This window comes from Mucilaginibacter phenanthrenivorans (assembly GCF_024721155.1).
GTDB classification, from domain to species: Bacteria; Bacteroidota; Bacteroidia; order Sphingobacteriales; family Sphingobacteriaceae; genus Mucilaginibacter; species Mucilaginibacter phenanthrenivorans.
This window is the reverse complement of record NZ_JAHVAP010000012.1, coordinates 153,458-176,955: the sequence shown is the minus strand read 5'-3', so window position 1 is coordinate 176,955 and position 23,498 is coordinate 153,458. Positions and strand designations below refer to the sequence as shown.

Annotated in this window: 22 protein-coding genes; 12 read left to right on the top strand and 10 right to left on the bottom strand. The window is 45.6% G+C overall.

Features of this window, described 5'->3' with window-relative positions:
* Positions 1-4 precede the first annotated feature (4 nt).
* Both KXD93_RS24890 and KXD93_RS24885 read right to left on the bottom strand, forming a co-directional pair.
* Entirely contained in the window at positions 5-1,063 is a 1,059-nt protein-coding gene (locus tag KXD93_RS24890; RefSeq protein WP_258140167.1) for a pepsin/retropepsin-like aspartic protease family protein, read from the bottom strand.
* Between the two features lie 292 nt (positions 1,064-1,355).
* Complete coding sequence (locus KXD93_RS24885) at positions 1,356-2,519, bottom strand: retropepsin-like aspartic protease (protein WP_258140166.1); 1,164 nt, start codon at positions 2,517-2,519, stop codon at positions 1,356-1,358.
* A 409-nt stretch (positions 2,520-2,928) separates the two neighbouring features.
* Here KXD93_RS24885 and KXD93_RS24880 point away from each other — a divergent pair, with 409 nt between their 5' ends.
* The 5 genes from KXD93_RS24880 (at position 2,929) to KXD93_RS24860 (ending at position 6,405) form a co-directional block, all read left to right on the top strand.
* Positions 2,929-3,753 carry a hypothetical protein gene (locus KXD93_RS24880; RefSeq protein ID WP_258140164.1) on the top strand — a complete coding sequence of 275 codons (825 nt, stop codon included), beginning with the start codon at positions 2,929-2,931 and terminating at the stop codon, positions 3,751-3,753.
* Between the two features lie 282 nt (positions 3,754-4,035).
* Entirely contained in the window at positions 4,036-4,503 is a 468-nt protein-coding gene (locus tag KXD93_RS24875) for a carboxymuconolactone decarboxylase family protein (RefSeq protein ID WP_258140162.1), read from the top strand.
* A gap of 90 nt (positions 4,504-4,593) precedes the next feature.
* A complete protein-coding gene (locus tag KXD93_RS24870; protein ID WP_258140161.1) occupies positions 4,594-4,971 on the top strand; it encodes an HYC_CC_PP family protein in 378 nt (125 codons plus the stop codon).
* A 116-nt stretch (positions 4,972-5,087) separates the two neighbouring features.
* Positions 5,088-5,588: a heavy-metal-associated domain-containing protein gene (locus KXD93_RS24865; RefSeq protein WP_258140159.1), complete on the top strand. Its 501-nt coding sequence runs from the start codon at positions 5,088-5,090 to the stop codon at positions 5,586-5,588.
* A gap of 16 nt (positions 5,589-5,604) precedes the next feature.
* A complete protein-coding gene (locus KXD93_RS24860; protein WP_258140158.1) occupies positions 5,605-6,405 on the top strand; it encodes a hypothetical protein in 801 nt (266 codons plus the stop codon).
* 95 nt (positions 6,406-6,500) lie between these two features.
* Here KXD93_RS24860 and KXD93_RS24855 read toward each other — a convergent pair whose 3' ends face one another.
* Entirely contained in the window at positions 6,501-7,016 is a 516-nt protein-coding gene (locus KXD93_RS24855) for a YfiT family bacillithiol transferase (protein WP_258140157.1), read from the bottom strand.
* 89 nt (positions 7,017-7,105) lie between these two features.
* On the opposite strand from KXD93_RS24855, the gene KXD93_RS24850 reads away from it, so the two are divergent.
* A complete protein-coding gene (locus KXD93_RS24850) occupies positions 7,106-8,431 on the top strand; it encodes an FAD-dependent oxidoreductase (RefSeq protein WP_258140156.1) in 1,326 nt (441 codons plus the stop codon).
* Here KXD93_RS24850 and KXD93_RS24845 read toward each other — a convergent pair.
* Positions 8,428-9,264, bottom strand: coding sequence for an MBL fold metallo-hydrolase (locus tag KXD93_RS24845; protein ID WP_258140154.1), 837 nt, complete (start codon positions 9,262-9,264; stop codon positions 8,428-8,430). The two genes, KXD93_RS24850 and KXD93_RS24845, sit on opposite strands and share 4 nt — an antisense overlap.
* 254 nt (positions 9,265-9,518) lie before the next feature.
* On the opposite strand from KXD93_RS24845, the gene KXD93_RS24840 reads away from it, so the two are divergent.
* From KXD93_RS24840 to chrA, 5 genes are all read left to right on the top strand, one after another.
* A complete protein-coding gene (locus KXD93_RS24840; RefSeq protein WP_258140153.1) occupies positions 9,519-10,166 on the top strand; it encodes a YceH family protein in 648 nt (215 codons plus the stop codon).
* 93 nt (positions 10,167-10,259) lie between these two features.
* Complete coding sequence (locus KXD93_RS24835; RefSeq protein WP_258140152.1) at positions 10,260-10,865, top strand: DUF4142 domain-containing protein; 606 nt, start codon at positions 10,260-10,262, stop codon at positions 10,863-10,865.
* Positions 10,866-11,043: 178 nt separating this feature from the next.
* Positions 11,044-11,571 (top strand): DinB family protein, encoded by a 528-nt coding sequence (locus tag KXD93_RS24830; protein ID WP_258140151.1) that lies wholly within the window; start codon positions 11,044-11,046, stop codon positions 11,569-11,571.
* Positions 11,572-11,681: 110 nt separating this feature from the next.
* Positions 11,682-12,248, top strand: coding sequence for a Crp/Fnr family transcriptional regulator (locus KXD93_RS24825; RefSeq protein WP_258140296.1), 567 nt, complete (start codon positions 11,682-11,684; stop codon positions 12,246-12,248).
* Positions 12,249-12,260: 12 nt separating this feature from the next.
* Entirely contained in the window at positions 12,261-13,409 is a 1,149-nt protein-coding gene (chrA, locus tag KXD93_RS24820; RefSeq protein WP_258140149.1) for a chromate efflux transporter, read from the top strand.
* A gap of 39 nt (positions 13,410-13,448) precedes the next feature.
* Here chrA and KXD93_RS24815 read toward each other — a convergent pair whose 3' ends face one another.
* Positions 13,449-16,166, bottom strand: a complete 2,718-nt coding sequence (locus tag KXD93_RS24815; RefSeq protein WP_258140148.1) for a hypothetical protein — start codon at positions 16,164-16,166, stop codon at positions 13,449-13,451.
* Between the two features lie 72 nt (positions 16,167-16,238).
* Complete coding sequence (locus tag KXD93_RS24810; protein WP_258140147.1) at positions 16,239-18,704, bottom strand: glycoside hydrolase family 95 protein; 2,466 nt, start codon at positions 18,702-18,704, stop codon at positions 16,239-16,241.
* Between the two features lie 174 nt (positions 18,705-18,878).
* Between KXD93_RS24810 and KXD93_RS24805 the strand changes: the two genes are divergently transcribed.
* The gene (locus tag KXD93_RS24805; RefSeq protein WP_258140146.1) at positions 18,879-19,889 is read left to right on the top strand and encodes a GlxA family transcriptional regulator; all 1,011 of its coding nucleotides are present in this window, start codon (positions 18,879-18,881) and stop codon (positions 19,887-19,889) included.
* Between the two features lie 248 nt (positions 19,890-20,137).
* On the opposite strand, the gene KXD93_RS24800 is transcribed toward KXD93_RS24805, so the two are convergent.
* The 4 genes from KXD93_RS24800 to KXD93_RS24785 all read right to left on the bottom strand — a co-directional run bounded on the left by KXD93_RS24800 (position 20,138) and on the right by KXD93_RS24785 (position 23,113).
* Complete coding sequence (locus tag KXD93_RS24800; RefSeq protein ID WP_258140145.1) at positions 20,138-20,347, bottom strand: hypothetical protein; 210 nt, start codon at positions 20,345-20,347, stop codon at positions 20,138-20,140.
* A gap of 76 nt (positions 20,348-20,423) precedes the next feature.
* A complete protein-coding gene (locus KXD93_RS24795) occupies positions 20,424-20,999 on the bottom strand; it encodes a porin family protein (protein WP_258140143.1) in 576 nt (191 codons plus the stop codon).
* A gap of 331 nt (positions 21,000-21,330) precedes the next feature.
* On the bottom strand, positions 21,331-22,095 hold the full coding sequence (locus tag KXD93_RS24790) for a LytR/AlgR family response regulator transcription factor (RefSeq protein ID WP_258140141.1): 765 nt from the start codon (positions 22,093-22,095) through the stop codon (positions 21,331-21,333).
* Positions 22,076-23,113, bottom strand: a complete 1,038-nt coding sequence (locus KXD93_RS24785; protein ID WP_258140140.1) for a sensor histidine kinase — start codon at positions 23,111-23,113, stop codon at positions 22,076-22,078. The genes KXD93_RS24790 and KXD93_RS24785 overlap by 20 nt, the downstream gene beginning before the upstream one ends.
* Between the last annotated feature and the right edge of the window lie 385 nt (positions 23,114-23,498).

Below are 23,498 nucleotides of genomic sequence, written 5' to 3'. Positions count from 1 at the left end.
CTCCTTAATTCTTTAAGCCGATTTTGTGATTTGTATAATCCAATAAAAACTGGTTATCATTAAAAAAGTCTATACTAAAAATTGTGCGAGTGTCGCCTGTAAATGACGGCTTTTCTATTTGAGTAAGGTTGTGACTTGCGGCTTGTGTATTTACAACTGTATAAGTATAAGAAAAGCCACTGTTTGTTGTAATAGTCACAACTGAATTATTTGGCAGCGTTGTCGTATTGGCCGCCGCCGTTGGATCTTCTATATTGGAAAAGGCAGGTGTCCCTGTATCAAATAATAACAAACCTTGTATGGTTTTACCCCCGTAAGTTATACTAGCAGGGAGGTTTGGTGAATAGCCGCTTGTGGTAAGCGTAAGCGGGTGCATAACAAAACCGGATTTAGAACTCAGGTCATCAGGAACTAGGCCAATGGTTAGCAAATCGCGTACATAAGTACCATTGCCCGAGTACGAAGTCTGAACAAATTTAGAAAGCTTGAAGCCCTGCGTTACATTAGCCGGCAGGTCGAAATAGCTTAGTGGACTGGCAATTGAAAGATTTTGGAACTTATTGTAGGGTCCAACACCAAACACATCATTTTCGTGCGGATCAAGTGCCTTGCCTGTTTGTGTATCAATAGCTTTGTAATACAGGAAGAACGGAATCCGTTTCGTTGTTACTGAACCGTTTTCGTCGCCAATGGTAACCTTTGCGTAAGCCAGGTTGCCAAACTCCTTTGTTCCGCTTGTATTATCTCCATAAGCTAAGGTAGCTGTTTGTTTCGTTATGGTTATGCCATTTACGTTCAACGAGTCGTTGGGAATTATAAATCCATTATCGTTGAACATTGATTTGGGAATAAACGTGCTGTCGGCCTGTAGTGTCATTGCTGATGAGCCGGTGTCAAAAACGCTATAAAAAACCGTTTTTGAAGTGCCCACCGCCACGCCAATATACACCCGGCGGTAAATGGAGCTTTGCACTTCATATAACCCTAGCGTGGCAATAGGCACGGCTGGCGTGGTTACCGTATTATTGGTTTTATTTGTGCTCTCCTTTTTACAGGATGCCATTAATACCGTTAAAAATAATACCCCGGTACATGTCCGAAGGTAACTTTTGTAAACTTTTCCCATATAAACTAAATCATGTACGCAGTTAATAATAAGTTGAATAACGGATTTTTGCCGCTTTATGTATACTGCTAAAATAAAAGTAGAAATTATTATGTTGATTGCCGGTTACCGGGCAGGCATAATTACCCCCCTTTAATGTATACGTATTTAATAACTACGTTAGTTGCTTTGGGATGGATTTTGGTGAAAAGGATTTAAGTTCCCTCCCAGTTATCATTGCTGTATACTATTATTCACGGGTGATCGGCACCTTTTTTTCCTTCCCGTCTGCGTCTCTCAATGTAATGATCGCCGATTCCCTGCCTGATAATAACGGCTTGCTATTAACCATATCGCAAATGTTTACCGTCGAAAAATCCTTATCATCAATAGCGATGATTTGCTGACCAGGTTTTACAACATTAACCCCCTTATCCCAAACTACGCCAATAACAAGCTTATTGCCCGACAGTGTGGGTTGAAACGGCCACTGCTTTTCGTTAAGATCGGTTGTTTCGTCTTTGGCATCGAAATAAAATTTACCATGGATAAAGTCTATGGTAACGTTGCCATAGTCGAGCAGTTTGGTGCCTATGCCAGGTATGGCGCCTTTGCTGGTTTGGGTAATAACGTTATTAAAGCGAGCTGAGCCAATCATTAAAAACGGTATTTTCAGCAGGTATTTTTCGGCGTTAGCCTGCAGCCCAAGTACGCCAATTTGGTTAGCTCCATATCCTTTGGCAAGCGTTTTAAAAAGCCCCTTTTTATCAAACCGGGTCATTAAATCTTCAGAGAAGCGTAAAAAGCCATTATCGCCGGTATCAAAAGGGAGGGTTAAATTCAATTTTTTATCGAGGCTGATTTGGATAACAGGCGTGCTTTGTGCATCAGGCGTACTCAATGGCAGGCTATGGTCCGGATTTAGCGACAGCTTATCAGCATGATCGGTCAAAACAATAACATGCCTGTCTGCATCAATTCGTATTATTGAATTACGTAACAGGTTGCTGCCAATTACACCGTCGACGCCCCAGCATTTATAAACTTCCGGAAAAACATTAATTGCCGGTACATCGGCAAAAATCACGTTGCCTAATTTAATCTCGAGCCTCATTACGCGGGTGGAATCTGTTGTTCCGTTTACATCGCTCACATTGATTTTATTCACCGCAGTCAATTTCAGCTCGGCTGTCAGCTCGTTGCTCAGTTGCACGGGCGCTCCTGTATCAAATAAGAATTTATGCTTTTTACCATATAGTTCCGCATCAACTAACAGCTTTCCATTTATGCTTGTGTAGGGTAATTCTGCATAATAATTTGGAGCGGTATTGCACCCCTGGTTCAACGCAGAGATTTGAGCGAAACCAACAGTACAGCTAAACAGGGAAAACAATAATATCAGCGCGGTTTTCATAAATAAGGCAGATTTGAAGCGCAACCTAAAACTTTGTTTTGACAGATACAATAGAATTCGACGCCAAATGTAAAAATTCCTGTTTAATGGCTCACTTTCTGCTATCATGTTTCGGGAAGATGGAAATTATCCCCCTCGACTGTTAAGCTATGAACAGACAAGAACATCGCAAGGAATAATTATTTTAATAAATTTACGTTGACTCAAATAGCGCTTATGTTTTGCTATTCAGGCATGAAACCATCACAATTACCTCAATTCGAATGCTTAATGGTTGTACCCGGATATGGCCGCCACTTGTGTAACTGTTGCGCGCAAACGAACATTATGCAAAGCCGGCAATTTATAGTTTATATGTATGTGAGATTGTCCGGCAATTAAACGAATCACAATCTAAAAACATAAAACAATGAAAAACCCTATCCATCCGAACCGTAACAATTACCTGGTCTTTAACTGGATCTTTATTGCCGGCTTGCTGTTATTAGCGCTCAATGATCATTATTTCAAACAGCATTATACCAGCTGGCTGACCGGGAAGTTGTCCGACTTTGCAGGACTGTTGATCTTTCCTATGTTTTTATTGTTCCTGTTTCCTAGACTCTCCACGTGGTCGGTTATCATCACTGGCCTCTTCTTTGTTTTTTGGAAAACGCCTCTTTCAACGGGTTTTATTGAAGTTTATAATAAAGTCACATTGATACAGATCACCAGGACAGTTGACTATAGCGATTATATTGCTTTATCTGTTTTACCTTTATCCTGGTACCTGATACAACGTATCGACAAATACAGGGTCAGCAATTTTCCGCCTGTTTCTTTACGTTTTGTGTCCATGGTTCCTATTGCCCTGGTTTTTATGGCCACCGCACCGCCAACCAGTTATTATATGCAGCCGGGCGGCGATATTCACATCGGGAAATCCTACGCAATGAAGATGTCTAAAGAAGAGGCGCTGGCTAAACTGAAAGCAAAAGGTTACCGGGTCGAAATTGACACCTCGCAATATAACGGTGGCAGGGCTGAGTATTATGTGATCAATAACCTCGTCCTGAATGGTGGCAAAGACACTATTCAAAGCTTGCAATTTGGCTTTCTTGGGCACGGTGATAAACCTTCATTGTTAATAAATAATATCAAACTAAGGCCGGCGGACAAAGAAAAGAACCTGAAATTGTTAAAGAAGTCTTATCAAGAGCTAATCAAATCTAATATTGTTGAAGAGGTGGAATAGAGAGGTCCGTATTGTCGCGGCGTCACCTGTAATCGCTGCCGATAAACGTCTAAAAAAAGCAAAACAACCGCCACAAGGCCTTAAAAAGATAAAGATTTCGCCAAAAAGGGCTGGTAGTGCTTTAAGTTAAACTGATAAGCCCTTGCCTGATCGTGAGGGGCTTTTTGTTTATTACGGGTTCACCCTCCGGGAATAATTTTTCTAAATAAAAATAATCTGAGTTGTCCTGTATTGAGCTGCCCGTTCGTCATTACAGTATAATTCATTATTAAATACTATAAAATGGAACAAAGAATTAATGCCTTTGAAAAAGGCCAGAACGCAATGAAAGCGATGTATGGTTTAGGTGCATATCTTGCAAAGTCGCCGGTTGAGCAATCCCTATTAAATTTAGTTTATTTCAGGGTTTCACAAATAAATGGCTGTGCCTTTTGCCTTGATATGCATTCGAAGGACCTGCTTGCCAATGGAGAGAGCGACCAGCGCCTGTTTGTAATGGATGCCTGGCGCGAGGCCCCTTTTTATACTGATCGCGAACGCGCAGCGCTTGCCTGGGCCGAAGCCGTTACGAAGATAACCGATGGCCAGGTTGCCGACGAGACCTACGCGCAGGCAAAACAACAATTTACCGACGAAGAGTTGATCGACCTAACGCTGGCCGTTACCGTGATCAATAGTTATAACCGCATCAATATTGCCTTCCGCCCGTTGGTTGGCACTTACAAGGTTGGGCAGTTTGCTGTTAAGTAATCGCTTAAAAGCCTCGAAATAATTGCCTGCTGTCAATGCAGGCAATTATTCCCATTTGTTTTTGTAGCATAAAAAACATTATTTTTGTTTATGATCAGGCGGTTAGCAGTTTCCATAATGTTGTTGCTGTATTTTATTACAGCAACCGGTTTTGCTATTAACCTGCACTATTGCTGCAACACCCTTGCCGCTGTAAGTATCAATGCCCCGGCCAAAAGCTGTGATAGTACAATGGGCGCAATGAAATGCTGTAAAGACAAGCATTTCGAGGTAAAGGTTAAAGATGCGCACCAGGCGCAGGCTACAAGCAATTTAGCTAAAACGCCTATTTTAGCTATACCTCTTGTTCCAGCCGCCCCGCATGTTTGCGCCAGGCCTCGTGTGCTTATTTGCAACATCACCAAAAACCGGCCCGATCCTCCTCCCCCCAATAAAACGCCTAAATTTTTAAGGCAGCTTATCATCTGATCAATATTTAATGTGTTTAATGCTGTCTCCAATAGCCAGCTATATTTAGCGCGGTTAGTTTTCACGCTACATCCGCAAATAATTAATATTAGATTTATACATAATTTTTGATCGACATGAAAATCCTTAAAATATTTATACTCCTGCTGGTACTTACTACGGGCATAGCAAAAGCTCAATTTACCAAAGCTGAACTACAAGTTAGCGGGTTAACCTGCGCTTTATGCGCCAAGGCTACTGAAAAGGCACTTAGAACATTGCCGTTTATCGGCGAAATTAAAACCGACCTGATCCGCAATACCTACCTGCTTACCTTTAAAAGCGGCGAACAAGTTAACTTCGACCAGATCAGCAAAAAAGTGCAGGATGCAGGCTTCTTTGTAAACAGCCTTAAGGCTACGTTTGATTTTGCCAACGTGAAGGTTGCCGACAACTCATTTAGCTATGGCGGCGACACTTTCCATGTAATGGCAGGGGCAGATAAAGTGAGCCCGGGGCCAACTGTCGTGACAATTGTCGACAAGGGATTTGCGCCAAAATCAGTATCCAAAAAATACATGGGCCAGGTTGCCGATGTCGGTACTGCAAAAGGCAGGGTTTATCACGTAGCCATTTAAACTTTATAACCTGTTTATGAAGTATATTTTATTGGCGGCATGCCTGCTGGGTTTGGCATGCCCAGCCTTTTCGCAAGAGCTTTATGTAAATACCGAGCCTGCGAGCAACATGGCTACAAACTCATTAGGCATCAGGGTTGAGAACCAGGGCTATTTTAACCCGGTATATAAAAACCGCAGCACGCTGGAGCTGATGTATGGTGCAAGCAGAAATTTGATGCTGCATGGCTCCCTGTATGTGTCTGATTATTACCATAACGACCAGCATTTTGAGGGCGGCAGCGTTTATGCCAAATACCGGTTCCTTTCTGTCGATTCTGTTCAGAAGCACTTTCGCGGTGCGTTTTTTGCAAAGCTTTCCGCTATCAATAACCCGGTGGTAAACCAGGAAATTACGCTCGAGGGTGATAATTCAGGCCTGCAAACCGGCGTGGTATTTACACAATTATTGCATAAACTGGCTCTGTCAGGTTCCGTAAGCTATTTACATGATTGGAATAACAGTGGAGGAAACCGCATTCCAACCCCCTATGCCACAAATGCAATTGGCTACACCCTGTCATCAGGCTACCTGCTTTTACCGAAGGCTTATAAAGATTACAGCCAGACCAACGTAAACATATACGCCGAGTTTTTAGGAAAGATAAACCCCGGATATGGACAAAGCTATCTTGATGCGGCCCCTGCGGTACAGCTTATTTTTAACAGCACCATCAGGGTTGATTTTTCGTACCGCATCCCGCTGTATAATTCAATGCAGCGCAATACCGACCATATGTATCTGGTGAGGCTGGAGTACAATTTGTTTAACCTGTAGCTTGAGCCATGATCCGCTTGATTATAGGATTATCTGATTTCGCGGACAGGCAAATCCTGCGAATCAAATAATCCTTTAATCATGGTTCAAAACAGCTAGAAGGTCTTCACCGTTTCAGTTACATGTGCCAAATGGTGTTTACTGTGCCAGTGGTATAACGCCAACGCCTTTTTAAGGGGGATCTTCTCGCCGGATGGACGCATAAAGGTGCGTTCCCATTGCTCTTCATTAAAGCTTTCCAGCAGCGCAACCCAATGCTGGTGAACGCCCTCCAGGATCTTTAATGATGATTCTACCGGCAGCCGGTAATCCGGCAACAGCGCCCAATCGGCTTCCTCATAGGGCTTTACGGTTGGGTTATCTTCAGTAAGCGCCCACTTAAAACGCATTAACGAATTGATGTGGCTGTCGGCACAATGGTGTACCACTTGCCTTATGGTCCACCCACCGGTGCGGTAGGGGGTATCCAGCTGCTTTTCATTCAGGTTCATAATTGCCTGGCGCAGGCGGCCGGGAAATTCTTTAATGGTGGCGGTCCACTTACGGAGGTCTTCGGGTGTGTACGATACAGGGGCTTTAAAATTCCCTATTGGATATTGCGCGTTAGTCATAATTGTTAAAAAAATTTAAATTAAGTATAATTTTAATCTTCAACAAGGTTTTGCGCTATTTTAGCGTTCTGTACCTTTTAGTTCCCCTCATGATAAAACGGCTCATTACGCTATTACTAATCCTCAGTAGTCATTTTCTTTATGCGCAAACTGTAAAAACCGATGTGCTGGTGGTTGGCAGCGGTGCGGGCGGTGTGGCAGCGGCTATACAATGTGCACGCAGCAAGGTGAAAACCATACTGGCTGATGATGGCTTCAAAATAAGTGGTAGCGGCATTACCGGGCAAATGGTAACCGTTGAAGAGAATAACGATATTCCATCAGGCATTTGGGGCGAGTTCCGCAGGCACATCCGGGAAGATTACAGCAAAACAGCCGGCTATGATACGGCTGAAAACGCGGCGCTGAGGTTCGACCCTGGCACGGGCTCATCCACCCTAAAAAAAATTGCAGACACGGTTAAAAACCTAACACTTTACCAGAACTCAGCCTTTACAACTATAAAAAAGGACGGCGACCGGTGGGAGGTTAATCTCACACAAAACGGAAAAACAATTACCGTAAAAGCAAGAGTGGTTATTGATGCTACAGAAGCTGCCATTGTTGCTGAAAAAGCAGGCGGAAAGGTTCGCGGGGCTTTTGATCAAAAAGCTAACAGCAACACCAAACTGTACCGCACTTCAATTGCTACGGGTGCGGCAATGCCGGGCCAAGTGGCAGATGAAAAAGATCAGGGCTTCCCAGCATTTTATATCCCCATAAGCAGCCTGCTGGTTATCGGCGTAGAAAATATATTGGTTACTGAAAAGGTATTGCCGGAGAATAAAAATATCCAGGACTTGCCCCTGCAATTGCAAATAGGCCAGGGCGCCGGAACGATTGCCGCCTTTTGTGCATTCTTCAAAACCACTACCCAGCATTTGAATGCCCGGACAATCCAGGGTGAGTTGCTGGATTTTAAGGGCTACCTTTTGCCATTCACTGATATCAAACAAAGCGATCCGGCATGGCGGGCTGTTCAACAGGTATCTGCTACCGGAATGTTAATAGGCGGATGGCGGGTGGCTGGCAATACGGCTAAGTTTATATTTAAGCCAGATTCGGCAGTTAACACCGATGAGATAAAGCCTGTATTAACCGAGCTTTATACCCGCGCGTTCCTGTGGTTCAACAAGGAAAAGCCGGGCGAAAAATTTACGGTGGGAAATACGTTGTCGTTCATCAGCGATTATACCCTAACTGATATTAATGTTCTGCGCAACAGCATGCAAAAAGCCTGGAAAGCACAATATAAGTTTAAGTCGGATTTTGATTTGAACCGGCCCATTTCGCGCCGCGAGTTTGCGGTATTGACTAACCGTTTTTTGAACCCCTTTGCCCGCACGGTGGATTTAAGCGGCAGGCTGATGAATTAAAACAACGAGATCTGTTGCACTGTAACTTCAACCCTGCGGGGTTTACTTACAGGTACATCGTTAACCGTATTGCTGATGTAATAAACTTCCGTCTCAACATATCTTGAAGCCACGATAATATTTACCCCGTCGGCGCAATCGTCAAATAGGTCCCGCACCAGTTGCGGGTCATTGTTGTTTTTTGATAGGTGCGATAGCAGCAAGTGCGTCATGAACGCAGGCTTATGTGTAGTAAAAAGTTCTAGCGCCTGCTTGTTTGATAAGTGGCCCTGGCCCCCGCGGATCCTGCGTTTTAAATGATAAGGATAGCCGCCTTTGTCGAGCATTTCATCATCATAGTTGGCTTCTAAAAATGCAGCATGGCACTGGCTGAAATGATTAACCAGGTTTTCGCAAACAATGCCGATATCGGTAAATACGCCAACCTTAACATCCCGGCAGGTAATTAAAAAGCTATGCGGGTTGCTGGCATCATGCTGTTTGGGGAATGCGGTAACGTGAAGATCGCCAATAATAATGGTATCAAAAGCGCCAAAGGAAATCACCAATTCCTGGTCGAGCATTAAACCGCCGCGCTGCAAGGTAGGCGGGGTAATATAAACAGGCAAACGGTATTTTTTGGCGATAACCGGAATGCCGTTGATATGGTCGGAATGCTCGTGCGATACAAAAATTGCCTTTACCTTCTGCATAGAAAGGCCAAGCCGTAGCATCCGCCTTTCTGTTTCACGGCAGGAGATGCCCGCGTCGATCAACACGGCCTCATGCTCATTACCTACGTAATAGCAATTACCGTTACTCCCCGAATTTAACGATGCGATGAACAGCGACATATCCTCGCAAATTTGCAAATTTATTTCGGATGTCGGATTTTCGATTTCGGATTTTTAGAGAAATCCTTTTTCTCTTACCTCCTTGCGCGCAAGGAGGTCGGCCAGCGTAGCGTCGCCGGGTGGGTCAACTCTGCGCGCGACAGGAACGCTTTGCCGTTTCTTCACAATCACTAATTCACTAAATCACCAACTCACACATTAATTACTCACTAAATCGCTAATTCACAAATTAATAAAAAACATATCTTAGCCCCATGGACTCACCGATAACTTTACCCGTACTTACTGCCGAAGAACTGCGTGTGCTTGGCGTGCTGATGGAAAAAAGCAAAACCACGCCCGATTATTACCCCATGACCATCAACAGCCTTACCCTGGCCTGTAACCAGAAAACATCACGCAGGCCGGTTGTTAATTACGATGAGGATACCGTTGCAACTGCACTTAACACTTTAAAGCGGCGCGGATTGATTTCCACAGCAACGGGCGGCTCCATCCGCAGTATCAAATACAAGCATAATTTTGCCATTGTGTTCCCGGTGTTGCCGGCAGAGGTTGCCATAATAAGCTTGCTGATGCTGCGCGGCCCACAAACACCGGGCGAGATCAATACCAACTCGGGCAGGATGTATGAATTTGAGTCGATTGAGGAAGTTCAGGAGAAGCTGGAAAGACTGAGCAGCCCCGAAATGCCGTTCTTAATGCAGTTACCACGCCGGCCCGGGCAAAAGGAAACCCGCTATGCTCACCTGCTTTGTGGTGTCCCTGAATTTAATGATGATGATTTTAATGACGACGCCCCCGTTAGCCGTAGCGGGCTTGAAGCACGCGTTACCAAGCTTGAAACAGAACTTGCTGAATTGCGGGAGGCGTTTGATAAGCTGATGAAAGAACTGACCTAAAACCTTATGTGTTAAAATATTATTTATAAGTTAAAAAACCTATTGGTATGTTATTTGTCTTAATTTAATATTAAAACAAACCATCATACACCTATGAAAAAGTTAAGTTACGCGATTATGATCGCAATTGCCGCCTATGCGTTCCAGGGCTGTAATAATACACCAAAGGACGCAAAAGAAAATGCCGACAGTTTAAATAAAACCAAGGATACCACCAAAATGGATTCAACAACCAAAGATACCAGTAAAGCTGGCGCAATGGCTGTTAGTACCGACGACTCCAAATTTGCAACAGCTGCCGCAAATGGCGGACTTGCTGAAGTTGCCCTTGGCAAACTGGCTCAAACCAAAGCTGTAAATCCACAAGTTAAAAACTTTGCCGACATGATGGTTAAGGACCATAGCAAGGCAAACGACGAGCTGATGGCCATCGCCAAAGCAAAAAATATTACATTGCCTGCAGCGCCGGATGCCGATCACCAGAAGAAAATGGATGATCTTTCAAAACTTTCTGGTAAGGATTTCGACAAGGCTTATGTAGACGCCATGGTTGACGGGCATAAAAAAACGCTGGATTTGATGAACATGGCTGCCAAGGATTGTAAGGATCCGGATTTAAAGGCATTTGCCGCCAAAGTTGCTCCAACAGTGCAAATGCACCTGGATGCCATCAACAAGATTCATGACAGTATGAAATAATATTTAAGAGCACTCGCTGTTAAGAGGGGAATGGGGCGTATGCCTGTTCCTCTTTTTTTTGTGATTAAAGCGTCGTTTACAATATTTTTCACATTTTTTTCTCTTCAAAAAAACATGCTGACATAGGGTTGTCACCAGCCGGTTGTTCCTTTGTTTCAAGATAAAAAACACAACAATCATGAAACAACAGGAATCAACCATCGAAGTAAGCGTATCGCCAATTGTTTATTTAATGAAGAACTATGCCGACTATAATTTGTGGGCAAATGCAACGCTGGTAAACTGGCTGCGCACCAAGCCCGCCGATGTTTTGGCACAAGAGGTCCCATCAAGCTTTAACTCGATTAAGGCAACGGCGCTACATATCTGGAATACACAACGGTATTGGCTGTCAGTTATAAAAAGAAGTGAGCCTGACGGATTTGGAGAATTCACAGGCACTCTTGACGAGGTACTACAGGGCCTTGTTGAACAATCAGACATTTTTGCTGATTATGTAAAGCAAATGACCGACGAGGCAATCGAAGAATCCACTTTGGTTCAAAGCCCGTGGTTTGAATGCAATTTTCAGAACTTTGAATACATTATGCAGGTGATGAACCACAGTACGTATCACCGCGGGCAAATCATCACCATAGGTCGTAACTTAGGTTTTACCGATGCGCCGATGACAGACTATAATTTTTATAATATTCACGGTAAATAATCAGCTTAATATTAAAATGGCAGGCGTGCGCTAACTGCATCCCTGCCATTTCAGTATCATTTCCATTTTACACGGCGGACACCTATCTTTAAAAACTTAAATTGATCCAGATGTCGGCCGGGCTAAAAAACTTCATTAACCAGTATGTTCAACTTGATGCCGCCGAAATGGACGACATTGTTGGCCGCTTTAAAACACGAACGGTTAAAAAGAACGACTTCTTGCTGACCGAGGGCGCTGTTTGCAAGGACCTGTTTTTTGTAGATGACGGCTGCCTGCGCCTGTACTATGTAGATAAGGACATAGAAGTATCTGTTTGGTTTGCCTTTAAAGATTCATCGGCTATTGATATTTACAGCTTTATAAGCGAGAAGCCCTCGGGCTATTTTTTACAGGCGATTGAAGACAGCGAGATTTTATACCTGCCCAAAACCGAGCTTACCAAACTCTACCAAACGCACCCAAAAATGCAGGAAATGATCCGGAGGTTTTGGGAGGATGCTATACTTACACTTATCGACCGCTTTACCGCCCTGCAGCGCGATTCTGCCGAGCAGCGTTACCTCGACCTGCTGACCAAGCCGCCCTACATCCAAAAGATCCCTCAGAAATACCTGGCATCGTTTATTGGCGTTACACCCACCTCGCTGAGTCGGATCAGGAAGAATATCCGCTAAATAAGTTTACCAATGACAGATGCTATCCCTGTAAAAGAGAAAAATGACCTGCGAGAACTCGCCGGCCTTTTCTTAAAACTGGGGTTTACTGCTTTTGGCGGTCCCGCTGCCCATATTGCCATGATGCGGCAGGAAGTTGTAATAAAAAGGGAGTGGCTTACAGAACAGCATTTTCTTGATCTGATCGGGGCCACTAACCTGATCCCCGGGCCAAACAGCACCGAGATGGCGATACATATTGGCCAGGAAAGGGGTGGCTGGAGGGGATTGCTTATAACGGGCGCTTGCTTTATTATGCCGGCGGTATTAATTACCGGCTGTTTTGCCGCTCTTTACAAAATCTATGGGCAGTTGCCGCAGGTACAGCCTTTTATCTATGGCATTAAACCTGCCATTATCGCGGTTATTATTGCGGCTATCTACCCGCTGGCTAAAAAATCCCTGCAAACGGTGGAACTGGGAATTATCGGGCTGGCAGCGTTACTATTGAGCTTATGGGGTGTTTCTGAAATTGTGGTATTATTCGGGGCCGGGTTTGTGGCGTTGGGCCTGGCAGCTATTAGGTTAAGACGTTCTCAGAATTTACAGTCATTCCTCCCTATCGCTTTTTTGCATACCACAGATGCCCGCTTTTTCAGCGCATCCAACGTCAGTTTGTTCCTCTCCTTTTTAAAGATCGGGGCAATTCTGTATGGCAGCGGCTATGTGCTGTTTGCGTTCCTTGATGCCGAATTAGTGGCGAGGGGCGTTATATCTCACCGGCAGCTAATTGATGCCATTGCGGTGGGGCAGTTCACGCCTGGTCCTGTTTTTTCTTCCGTTACTTTTATTGGCTACCAGGTGAATGGGATAAGTGGCGCAGTGGTTTCAACAATAGGCATATTCCTTCCTTCGTTCCTGTTTGTCGCGTTGCTTAACCCGCTGGTTCGCAAAATGCGCGGATCTAAATTACTCGCCGCTTTTTTAAATGCAGTTAACGTTGCGTCAATTGCACTTATCCTGGTGGTTTGCTTCCAATTGGGCAAGGACAGTCTAACCAACTGGCGTGAGATTACTATAGCCGTTTGCAGCGCCATTATACTTTTTCGATTCAAACAGCTTAACAGTGCCTTTATTGTTTTGGGTGGGGCTCTTGCGGGGTATTTATTATTGCTGATTTAAATGGAAACAAACATATCGCGCAGGGCATTCAACTACGCACTAATGCGCCAAAATCCGCCGCCATGCAAACCCTAATTGCCCGTTTAGATCAGTGCCCTGTACAATTATCGTGTAGTTTGCCGGTTTATCGGCGCCGTAAAACGAAACCACGGCAGTGCCGGCACTATCTGTGATGATATTGGGCGCCCAATGAATGGTGGAGCGCTGATCGGTTCCGGTTACCGGGCTTTTGAGGCTGTATTTGGGGCGATAAAACTGCTTTGGCAGGGTGAAAGGCAAGGGCTTATAGACATAGATCCCCGGCACCTTTTTCATAAATGCGCCATTGCCTGAATAAGTTGTTATTTCCAGGTAAACGGGTATCTCCCGATCCTTGAGCATCGTTTCCTTAAACATAAAGTTAGGATCGTAAGCCGACGCATACTTCGCAGAGTACATTATTTCAATGCCCTTTATATCCGTGGCCGTCAAATAATCCATATACAGGTCGGGAGTTAGCATCACCTGTTTAATGGGCACGCCGTCGAATATAAAATTAACGATGTGGTTTTTTAGCCTATACACCACGGTATCATTTTCCCTAAATTTCGAAAAGCCGGGGAACTTCTGCTGCAACAACTCATATAAAGTGCTGTTTTTAGCTTTTTCCATGTCCTTCTCATCCAAAATAAAGTCAGCTTCGCCGGGGCCGTTCAGGTTTTTGGAATCCTTAATTATCCGTTTATCCTTAATAACAACCTCGCCCAGCATTTTTCCGTGGCCCGATGCCTTTTCCTCCGCCAGTTGCTGCGAAAGTTTATTACTCCTGTTTTGCAGTAACAGGGTATCGCTGTTTACATACCAGGGGCTGGTTTGCCATACCGGCAGTTTAAAAACAGGCGGGATAAACTCATCAACGTCGAGGCCCATATTAAAGCTGCTGCCGCTTTTCCGCCTCGCCTGCACTACATAGGCGGCTGTGTCAATCGGAGAAAAACCTTTAAATGTAAATCGCCCGTCCTTACCTGTAACAGTATCCATCACAAATACCGGCCTTTTCGACATCAATATTATCCGCGATTTTTCAACCGGCTTATTGAACATGTTGGTAACCCTTCCGGTAACAGTAAACTCCGGCTCGGCCTTGTACGTGAAATTTACCGGTGGGCTCAGCACTTGTTTCCAGCTATAGCCCGCCCAGCCTTGTGTAAGCATCAGGTTGTCAAGTTCTGTGGCCCTTACTGCAGAAGTCTCAATAAAATAATGGCCGGGGTCTTCAACCGTTCCATTCAAGTCCGCAGTGAACAGCAGGTTATTAATGATGTTGCCGCCGAGGCTGTCGGTTTTTACCTGGTTGTCGTCGGTCACCGCCATCGAGAAGCTGCCCCTTACAGGTTTCCCACTTTTATCGTGAACCTGCAGGCGGATGGCAATGCTATCGTGCGGCGCATATTGTTGATGGTCGGGTGAGATGTCAACCTGCAGGTTGTCGTGCTTGTCAACATAAATTATACGCTCATTAAGCGGCTGGCTGGCTTCGCTTAGCAGGGTAAACCGTACAATGCCGGCGGGAAAAATGGTGGGAGAAATAATAGCCACCGCTGCTCCTTCTTTTGGTTTAATGTGTGCGGCATAACAAGGCACACCTCTTGATTGGCCGATGAGAAAATAGCTGGCGGGCGCAACAGTGGAAGTAATTATCCGTACTTCAATTGAATCGCCCCGCACCCTTCTTAATTGCAGGGTTGTGCCGTTAAGGCTAACTGCGGGCAGCGGATAGCTTTTGTTCGCACCAATGGTTGAAGTAATTCGGGCAGTATATGTCTCGCCGGATTGCGGAACCAATTCAAATGCGCCAATGCCCTTATAGCCCGAAGTGAAGGATGCCACCTGTTGCTGCTTGCTGTTATACACTGCTCCGCCTACGTCAACCCCCTTACCATCTTCGCCAATCGCCTTGAAGCCGATTTTTGATGCTATGCCACTTACCATATTCCCGCCCTCGGGCATAAACTGCAGATCAATATCCCCCGTGCGGTTTAGTATTACCGGGATGGTAAGGGTCACAGGGTCTGCACCCTTAATGGTTTCCTTCGCTGTTATAGCCAGGTGTTTGGCTGGGGTATTGTCCGGCAGTATAAAATTCAGATCAAGCCGCCCGTCTATGCCTGTTGCCATATTTTTTTTAAAAAGTGTGCGCCTGCCGTTTAATACCCTTAGTTGCAGGTCCTGCAACCGTACCGGGTGGCTGTCCAAATCAGTAAGGAGGATGTTGGCCCGGATATTATTTTTGTCCTGCTTGAACCCGGCAACCACCAATTGCGACCTATTGCCTGATGATGCTATGTAGATGCTTTTGCTAAAAACATAGTCTTCGCCAAAGTTCCGCATCCAGCTGGTATAGGCGCGAAGCGTATAACTCCCCTCGGGAATGTCCTTTTCATCTATGGCCAGGTTGCCCCAGGTGATGCCGGCCACCAGGGGAAGCATCATGCGTTTAACACAAATGTTTTCGTTGTCGTCCAATTCAGCATATAGTAAGCCGCTACGCACGGATGGCGTCAGGTAATCCGCGTCGAGCAGGTAAGCCTTAAACCAGATGGTATCACCCTCCACATAATTTGCCTTATCTGTCTGCAAGTACAACTTTTCGATGGGAAGCCGTGCTCGGATGGTATCAAACTTAGCTATTATTGATTTTAGCTGGTTTTGCCCAAAAGCACCTAAATGGAAGGCAGAAATTATAATGAACAGGAAAAGCCGTGAAAAAAATTTCATACGGGTAGGATAGGTTAATGGATATGGTAAAGATAAAGCATTGTCGAAACAAATCTCGTAACAAGTTTATTGCTAATGCGCTGCAACCCTCAGAACATAGGTTTCTCCTGGATCCGTCGCGAATTTTATGGAGCCATCCTTTAACTTTTCGAACCGGACTTTTTTCCCGTTAGCCGTAACAGTAACCGGAACGCCGGGAGAGATATGACAAACCTGCCCCTGTTTCGACAATACCTTCACCTGGATTATTTTGCCTTTTTGCCATTTCAGATCAAGCTCAAATGCACCGGTAGTGCAAACACCCTTAAATTCACCATCGGCCCATTCATCGGGCAGAGCAGGCAAAAGTTCGATCACGCCGTTGTTGGAGCGGACAAGCATTTCAGAAATTGCGGCGGTTACTCCCATGGAGCCGTCGACCTGCATCCGCTCGCTGCATTTGGCAAAAAGCTGTGTGTATACTTCTTCCTTAAAATACCCTTTTAAAATACTATTGGCCCGGTTACCATCATTCAACCTGGCCCACAATGCCGCCTTCCATACCCGCGACCAGCCGCTGGTGCCATCGCCACGCTGGTTAAGCACCGCCTTGCAGGCATCAACAAATGCGGGCGTATTTTTTATAGAAAACACATTGCCAGGATATAAACCATAAAGCGGCGACGAATGCCGGTGCTGTTTTTCAAGCTGGGGCCAATCCTCGGTCCATTCCTGTAATGCGCCGTCCCTGCCAATCAGTTGCGGGCGAAGCTGGTTTTTGGCGGATGCTACCTTTAAGGCATAAGCGCCATCAACACCTAAGATCTTTGCGGCTTTAATATAATTGGTGAAAAGGTCAGTAATGATCTGCATATCGATGGACGACCCGGCGCAGATGGTGGTTCCGGGCAACATACTGCCGGTTACCTCGTCGAAGTAAGGACCGTTACCGGGGTTTCCGGTAAAGTTTTCGGGCGATGAGGACGGGTTGGTAACCAGCCATTTTCCGGATGGATCCTTCACCAGGTAATCCATAAAAAAATCAACCGAGCCTTTAATAACCGGATAAATGTCTGCCAAATATTTTTTATCGCCGGTGTACTGGTAATGGTCCCAAAGGGCATCGCAAAGCCATGCGCCGGCAGTAGTGAATGTGCCCCAGGTTGGCCCGTCCATGGGGGCGGCAACACGCCACAGGTCGGTGTTCTGGTGCAGTACCCAGCCACGGCAATTGTAATTTTCTCTCGCAACCTGCGCGCCCTGGTCGGTAACCTCTTTCATCAACCGGATTAGGGGCTCGGCACATTCCGAAAGATTTGCCGATTCAACCGCCCAGTAATTCATTTGCAGGTTAATGTTGGTGGTGTATTTTGAATCCCAGGCAGGGTTGGAGTCGTTGTTCCAGATACCCTGCAGATTTGCAGCCTGCGTTCCGGGGCGGGATGATGAGATGAGCAAATACCGGCCAAACTGGTAAGCCAATGCCGCCAGCTGCGGATCGGGTGCCGCTGCGCTATTCGCCAGTCGCTCATTTGTTGGCAGCCATGAGTTTGCGGTAACGCCTAAGTTGAGCGACACCCGGGCAAAGAGCTTTTGATAATCCGTTAAATGATCCTGTTTTATGGTTTGATATGTTTTGCTGGTGATGGCCTTTATATAGGCTTCAGCCTTTGCATTTTCATCTGCGCTAACATCTCTGTAATTTACAAAGTTTGTTGCGGCAGCAAAATAGAGGGTCACTGCATCGGCATTTTCTATTACCAGGTCGGCACCGGTTACGTGCATTGTGCCACCATCAGGAACTGCCTTAAGCCGGGCATCGTATCTTAGTGTTCCGGGGACACCCAAATAATCCGCAGATTTCCCGGTAAGCACCAGGGCGTCATTGCCAAGTCCGTCCATCTTAAAGTAGTCGGTAGCATAGTTTGATTCCTGCTGGTTGCGCACGCCCCGTAAACTTGCGGTTAATGAAATGCAGCCGGGTTTGCTGGCGGTTATCCGAACGGCGATAACTTGGTCGGCAGCCGACGAAAAAACATCCCGCCGGTAGGTAACACCATTGCTGCTGAATTGAACGCTGGTAATCCCGGTTTGCAGATCGAGCCAGCGTTTGTAGTCCGTCACATCCGTCATCGGCTTAAAAAACAGCATCAAATTAGCCAGCGGCTGGTATTTTTGCTGTTCAACCGGGTAGCCCATCAGTTTTCGGCCGAAAAGGGTTTGGGCATCCTTGAATTGACCTTTGTTAACCAGGTCTCTAACCTGCGGCAGGTATTTGTAACCGCCCTTTACAACGGACGAATAAGGTCCGCCGCTCCAGTAGGTATCCTCGTTTAGCTGGATATCTTCGCTATTGGGTCGGCCATAAACCATTGCCGCCAGGCGCCCGTTGCCAACCGGATAAGCCTCGTTCCAGTTAGCCGCAGCCTTTTTGCCCCACATCAAAGTGGAGGGATCATAAGTGTGCTGATCAATTTTCGCGGCAAGATCCTCCTGCGCGCGCAGTTGCATCGTATACAAAAACAGCAATAACAGGCAGCAAGGGTTTTTGAATTTCATGACTGGGGGTTACTTGCATTAAAGCTAAATAAAAACGGGAGAAGGAAGAAATCTGCAGCTAACGGTTTGATAACATGAAGTATGTAAACAACATGGGCAATGTTAAACTTCGCCCATATAGTTGCTTTTGTGCCAGATCAATCGTTATATTTGAGATTATAACCCATATAAACCATGAAGGAAGTCGCAATATTAATACACGAGGACGCTGTGTTCTCCACCGTTTCGGGCGCTATGGATATGCTGATCCATACCAACAGGCTTTTTCACGAATCGGGCAAACCAATGCCTTTTAAAATAACGCTGGTTGGCGAAGGAAATGAAAACGCGTATCTGCATAATCCCGAACCATACGTTGGTTACAGCTCCATAACGAATGTGGCAACTCCCGGCCTCGTCATAGTGCCGGCCTTTTATGGCGACAGGTCCGTTACGCTCCAAAAGCATAAAGCGCTGATCAATTGGGTAAGCAATATGAATAAAAAGGGCGCCGAGGTGGCCAGCCTTTGCTCCGGCAGTTATTTTTTGGCCGAGGCAGGCTTGCTTGCGGGCCGCTCCTGCACCTCGCACTGGTTTGATAAGGACGACATTACCAGCAGGTACCCGGATGTGAATTTCCTGTCGGATAAGGTGATGACAGACGACCGCGGGATTTATACCAGCGGCGGGGCATTCTCGTCGTTAAACCTGGTTCTTTACCTGATCGATAAGTTTTGCGGGCGCGATGTGGGCATCTGGGCAAGCAAGATGTTCAGCCTTGATATGGACCGCACCAGCCAGTCGCACTTTGCCGTATTTATGGGGCAGCACCAGCATAAGGACAATGAGATCTTAAAGGCGCAACAGTATATCGAACAAAATCACCAGCAGCAGCTAAACATTGACGAGATTGCCGACCATACCAACATGAGCAAGCGTAATTTTATCCGCAGATTTAAAAAGGCTACCCAAAATACGCCATTTGAGTACTTACAACGTGTTAAGATCGAATCCGCAAAAAAGGCCCTGGAAAAGGGTGCACAGAACATCAATATCCTGATGTACGATGCCGGCTATAACGATATCAAAACCTTTCGCGAGGTATTTAAAAAGATCACCGGCCTTACCCCGCAGGACTATCGCAGAAAATACAGCCGCGATGTGCCCGAACTGGAGGGCGTAGACGTATACCACTCCATTAATTAAAAAAGAAGAGCTCCCGGTGGGCGGGAGCTCGATTCTAACCAAATTACAACCTATATTAAGATGAGGAGAGTTCCAGGGGATGGACTCGAACCACCTGCTGCTGCCGGCCAGCTCCCTGAGTTATTGAGCGCCAGTGTTTCCAATAGCGCCGGGACAAATATAGCAAAAGATTTTATAATGTATATTAATTCTATAGATTTAATAGAATATTTAATTTTTATTATTCAAGACGCCCTAATCCAACCCCATTAATCTAACACATAACATTCAAAACCCTTTGCTTCCATTATTTTAATAACGGTTATGGGACAAATCTCATCGCCTTTAACCCTTAGCACGTTGTCGCAATCCTCCAGGTCGAAGTTGATTTCGGCGAAGGGCAGGTGGTCATGCAGTAACGCGAGCAGCAATTCTGCCTGCATTGAATCTTCAACATTAGTTTTAAAAACCTCAACCATGATAAAACATTTATTTGCTAAAAAATCCCGGTCAAAACGAGCCGGGATCTTTGTTTAATTATAGCTTTTGGGATTACTAGAATACGTAAAATACACTTGCCTGGATGCTGTTGTTCTTATAGTCGTTTGTAATGTTTGATACATTTACGTTGGCCACCTTGGAGATGCCGTAGAGGTATCTTGCGCCAATCCCCAAGCCCATTTTCGATTGGTAACCTATGCCGCCTGCAGCAGCCAGGTCGATCTTTTTAGCATAGTTGTCTGTGTTGATGCCCGCAATATCCTCTTTAACCTTGATGCCCACCTGCGTACCGGCTTCTACATAAAACCCGGAATTGGTGCGGTATTTAAGCAAAAAGGGAACGGCCATATAATACAGTTTCAGATCCTGGGTTCCGAGGGTTCCGCCTTTTATTTTAGCGCCCTGTGTTGAAAACAGGAACTCTTCCTGCACCAAAAAATTATTGGTGATTTTAAAAGCGACAGTTGCACCGGCATGGAAGCCAATTAACGGATCGGTAGCAAAATCGGCGTTGGTGAAGTTTGAGACATTTGTACCGGCTTTGATACCAAATTCCAGGCGTTGCATAATACTTTGGCTAAAGCCCTTTGCCGACACCAGGACTAAACAAATTAACATAAGTTTTTTCATGAGTTTTTTTCTTTTAATTTTTGATCAAGTAGGCGACCCGGGGCCGCATTTATTTTTATTTGAATCAAAAGTGGGGCTTCAGCAGGCGCTGTAAAAGGTATAAATGGCCGAGACGGGCAAACTAGTGACCGAAGCGGAAAAAAGGGGCTTAAAAGAAAACGGCAAAAAGGACTTTTTGGGGAAGAATAACCGGGCCGGAGAAGATGCTTGGTGTCAAGTCAACAGACTTTAGTCGCAAGTCTTAAGTCAAATTTGCTTTTTTCTGACTTAGAACTCCAGACTTTGGACTCAAGACTAAGCGTCGATTTATGATTGACACGACACTAGCGCATCAGTTTTTTGCCAGCCAGCTGAGGAACTGGGCGGCCTTACCTTTACTAACGATCACCTTTTCATTAAAGGGCACCTTAAGGTTAAGCGAGAGTTTACGCGAGAAAAAGCTCGACACATCGATGATTGCCTTGCGGCAAACCAGGAACTGGCGGTTTGCCCTGAAAAACGTATTGCCGCTTAGTTTTTCCAGTTCGTCAAGGGTTTTGTTGGGATAAAGGGTTTTGCCGGAGAAGGTGAGCATATGGGTAACTTCATTGGCAAGGTAGAACATGGCGACGTCTTCCAAATTCACGGGGATAATTTTATCCTGGTGATAAACCAGCACGGATGCGGCCTTTTGTGTTTCCTTTCCTGCCAGCAACTGCATCAACGCTTCGAACTGCGGCGTCTGATCTGTGGAAAATACCTTTTTTAGCTGGCGGTATTTTTGCAGCGCACTATCCAGCATTTGCCGGGTAAAGGGTTTTAAGATATAGTCTATCCCGTTCGCCTTGAATGCATCCAGCGCATATTCGTCATAGGCGGTGCAAAAAATTACCGGCACAGTAACCGGCCCGCTAACAAAGATCTCGAAGCTAAGTCCGTCGCCAAGCTGGATATCGCTGAAGATCAGATCCGGGGCATCGGCTTCCCTGAAATATGCAATCCCTTCTTTTACCGACCTGATCTGCACTATATCCAGGGGCTCATCTACCAGTTTCCTGATATTCAGTTCCAGGTCATCCGCAACTACGCCTTCATCCTCAATGATTACTATCTTCATTTTTTAACAATTTTATGCTTACCGAAAACGTGTTCGAGTCTTCCCTGATAATTATTTCATCGCCCGACCAAAGGCGGTACCTTTCTGCCAGGTTCGCCAGGCCATAATTTGTTGAAGCAACGGTTACCTTTTTCCTTTGCAGGTTATTGCTGATGATCAGTCTGTCGTCCGTTTGGTTGATTTCTACAATTAGCGGCTCCTCCTGCGTGAAGCTATTGTGCTTGATAGCGTTTTCAAGTAAAGGTTGTAAGGAAAACGAGGGCAGCGAAAATTTCTTCAATGTTTCTTCGGGCAGGTTTATCGTACACACCAGGGCCGAACCAAACCTGATGCGCTGCATTTCCAGGTAGTCGGATAACAATTTAACCTCGTTTTCCAGGGTAGAGACATTGGATGCCTGGTGAAATATCGACGCCCTTAAAAAACCCGCCATGTGCACAATATAGGTGTCGGCGATTTGTGTGTCCTTATGATAAAGAGCCTTTAGCGTATTCAATGCGTTAAACAGGAAATGTGGCTGGATCTGCTGCTTTAAAACCAGGTTCATGGCCTCCGCATTTGCCGCCTTTAGCCGCGAAAGCTCCAGTTCGCTGTGCAGCTTATGCTCATATAGCAATACAGAATCATGCATTAAGGTAATCATGGCATTAATAACTATCCCCGACCCGGTAAAAGCCAGGAATAAACCCATGTCTAAAATTGACCATGGCTTATCTCCCAGCCGGGTAAAAACCGGCCACAGGCACAGGTAAATAAATATGCTGACCGGGTAGGTTAATGCCCACCGGTAAAACGTAAACTTCCTTGATCGCGGCGAAAGGCGCCTGGCTAAAATTACCATGATGCCAACATCAGCATATCCAACCAATAAGATCCCCAACATGGTTAGCAGCGTAAACTGGTACACATGCTTTTCGGAATCATTATGTAAAATGACGAAATAGAAGATAATGCCAATAATTATTGACAGTAACCAGCTAAGGCGATTTAAGCGCTTTACGGGTAAACGTTCCTGCATATAAACAAAGTTACTTAATGGTTTGGATGTTAGTTAATATTAAACCCCGAAGCGGGCAAAAGCAGGTGCGAATGTTTTATACAAAAGGGCGGAAGACGCGACGGAGTGAGTCGAACCGCCGTACACTAGCGCCAATGCAATTGCGTGAACATCGCGCGCAGATTTACCCACCCGGTCGACGCTTCGCTGGACCTGCCCTCCCTTTGCTGCGCACAAGGAGGGCTTGTGAACATCGCGCGCAGATTTACCCACCCGGTCGACGCTTCGCTGGACCTGCCCTCCCTTTGCTGCGCACAAGGAGGGCTAAAAAGTTTAACTTAATGACATTGACCGTTTACCCCCCCTAATCCATTCCCATTCAAACCACCCATATTAACCTACAGAC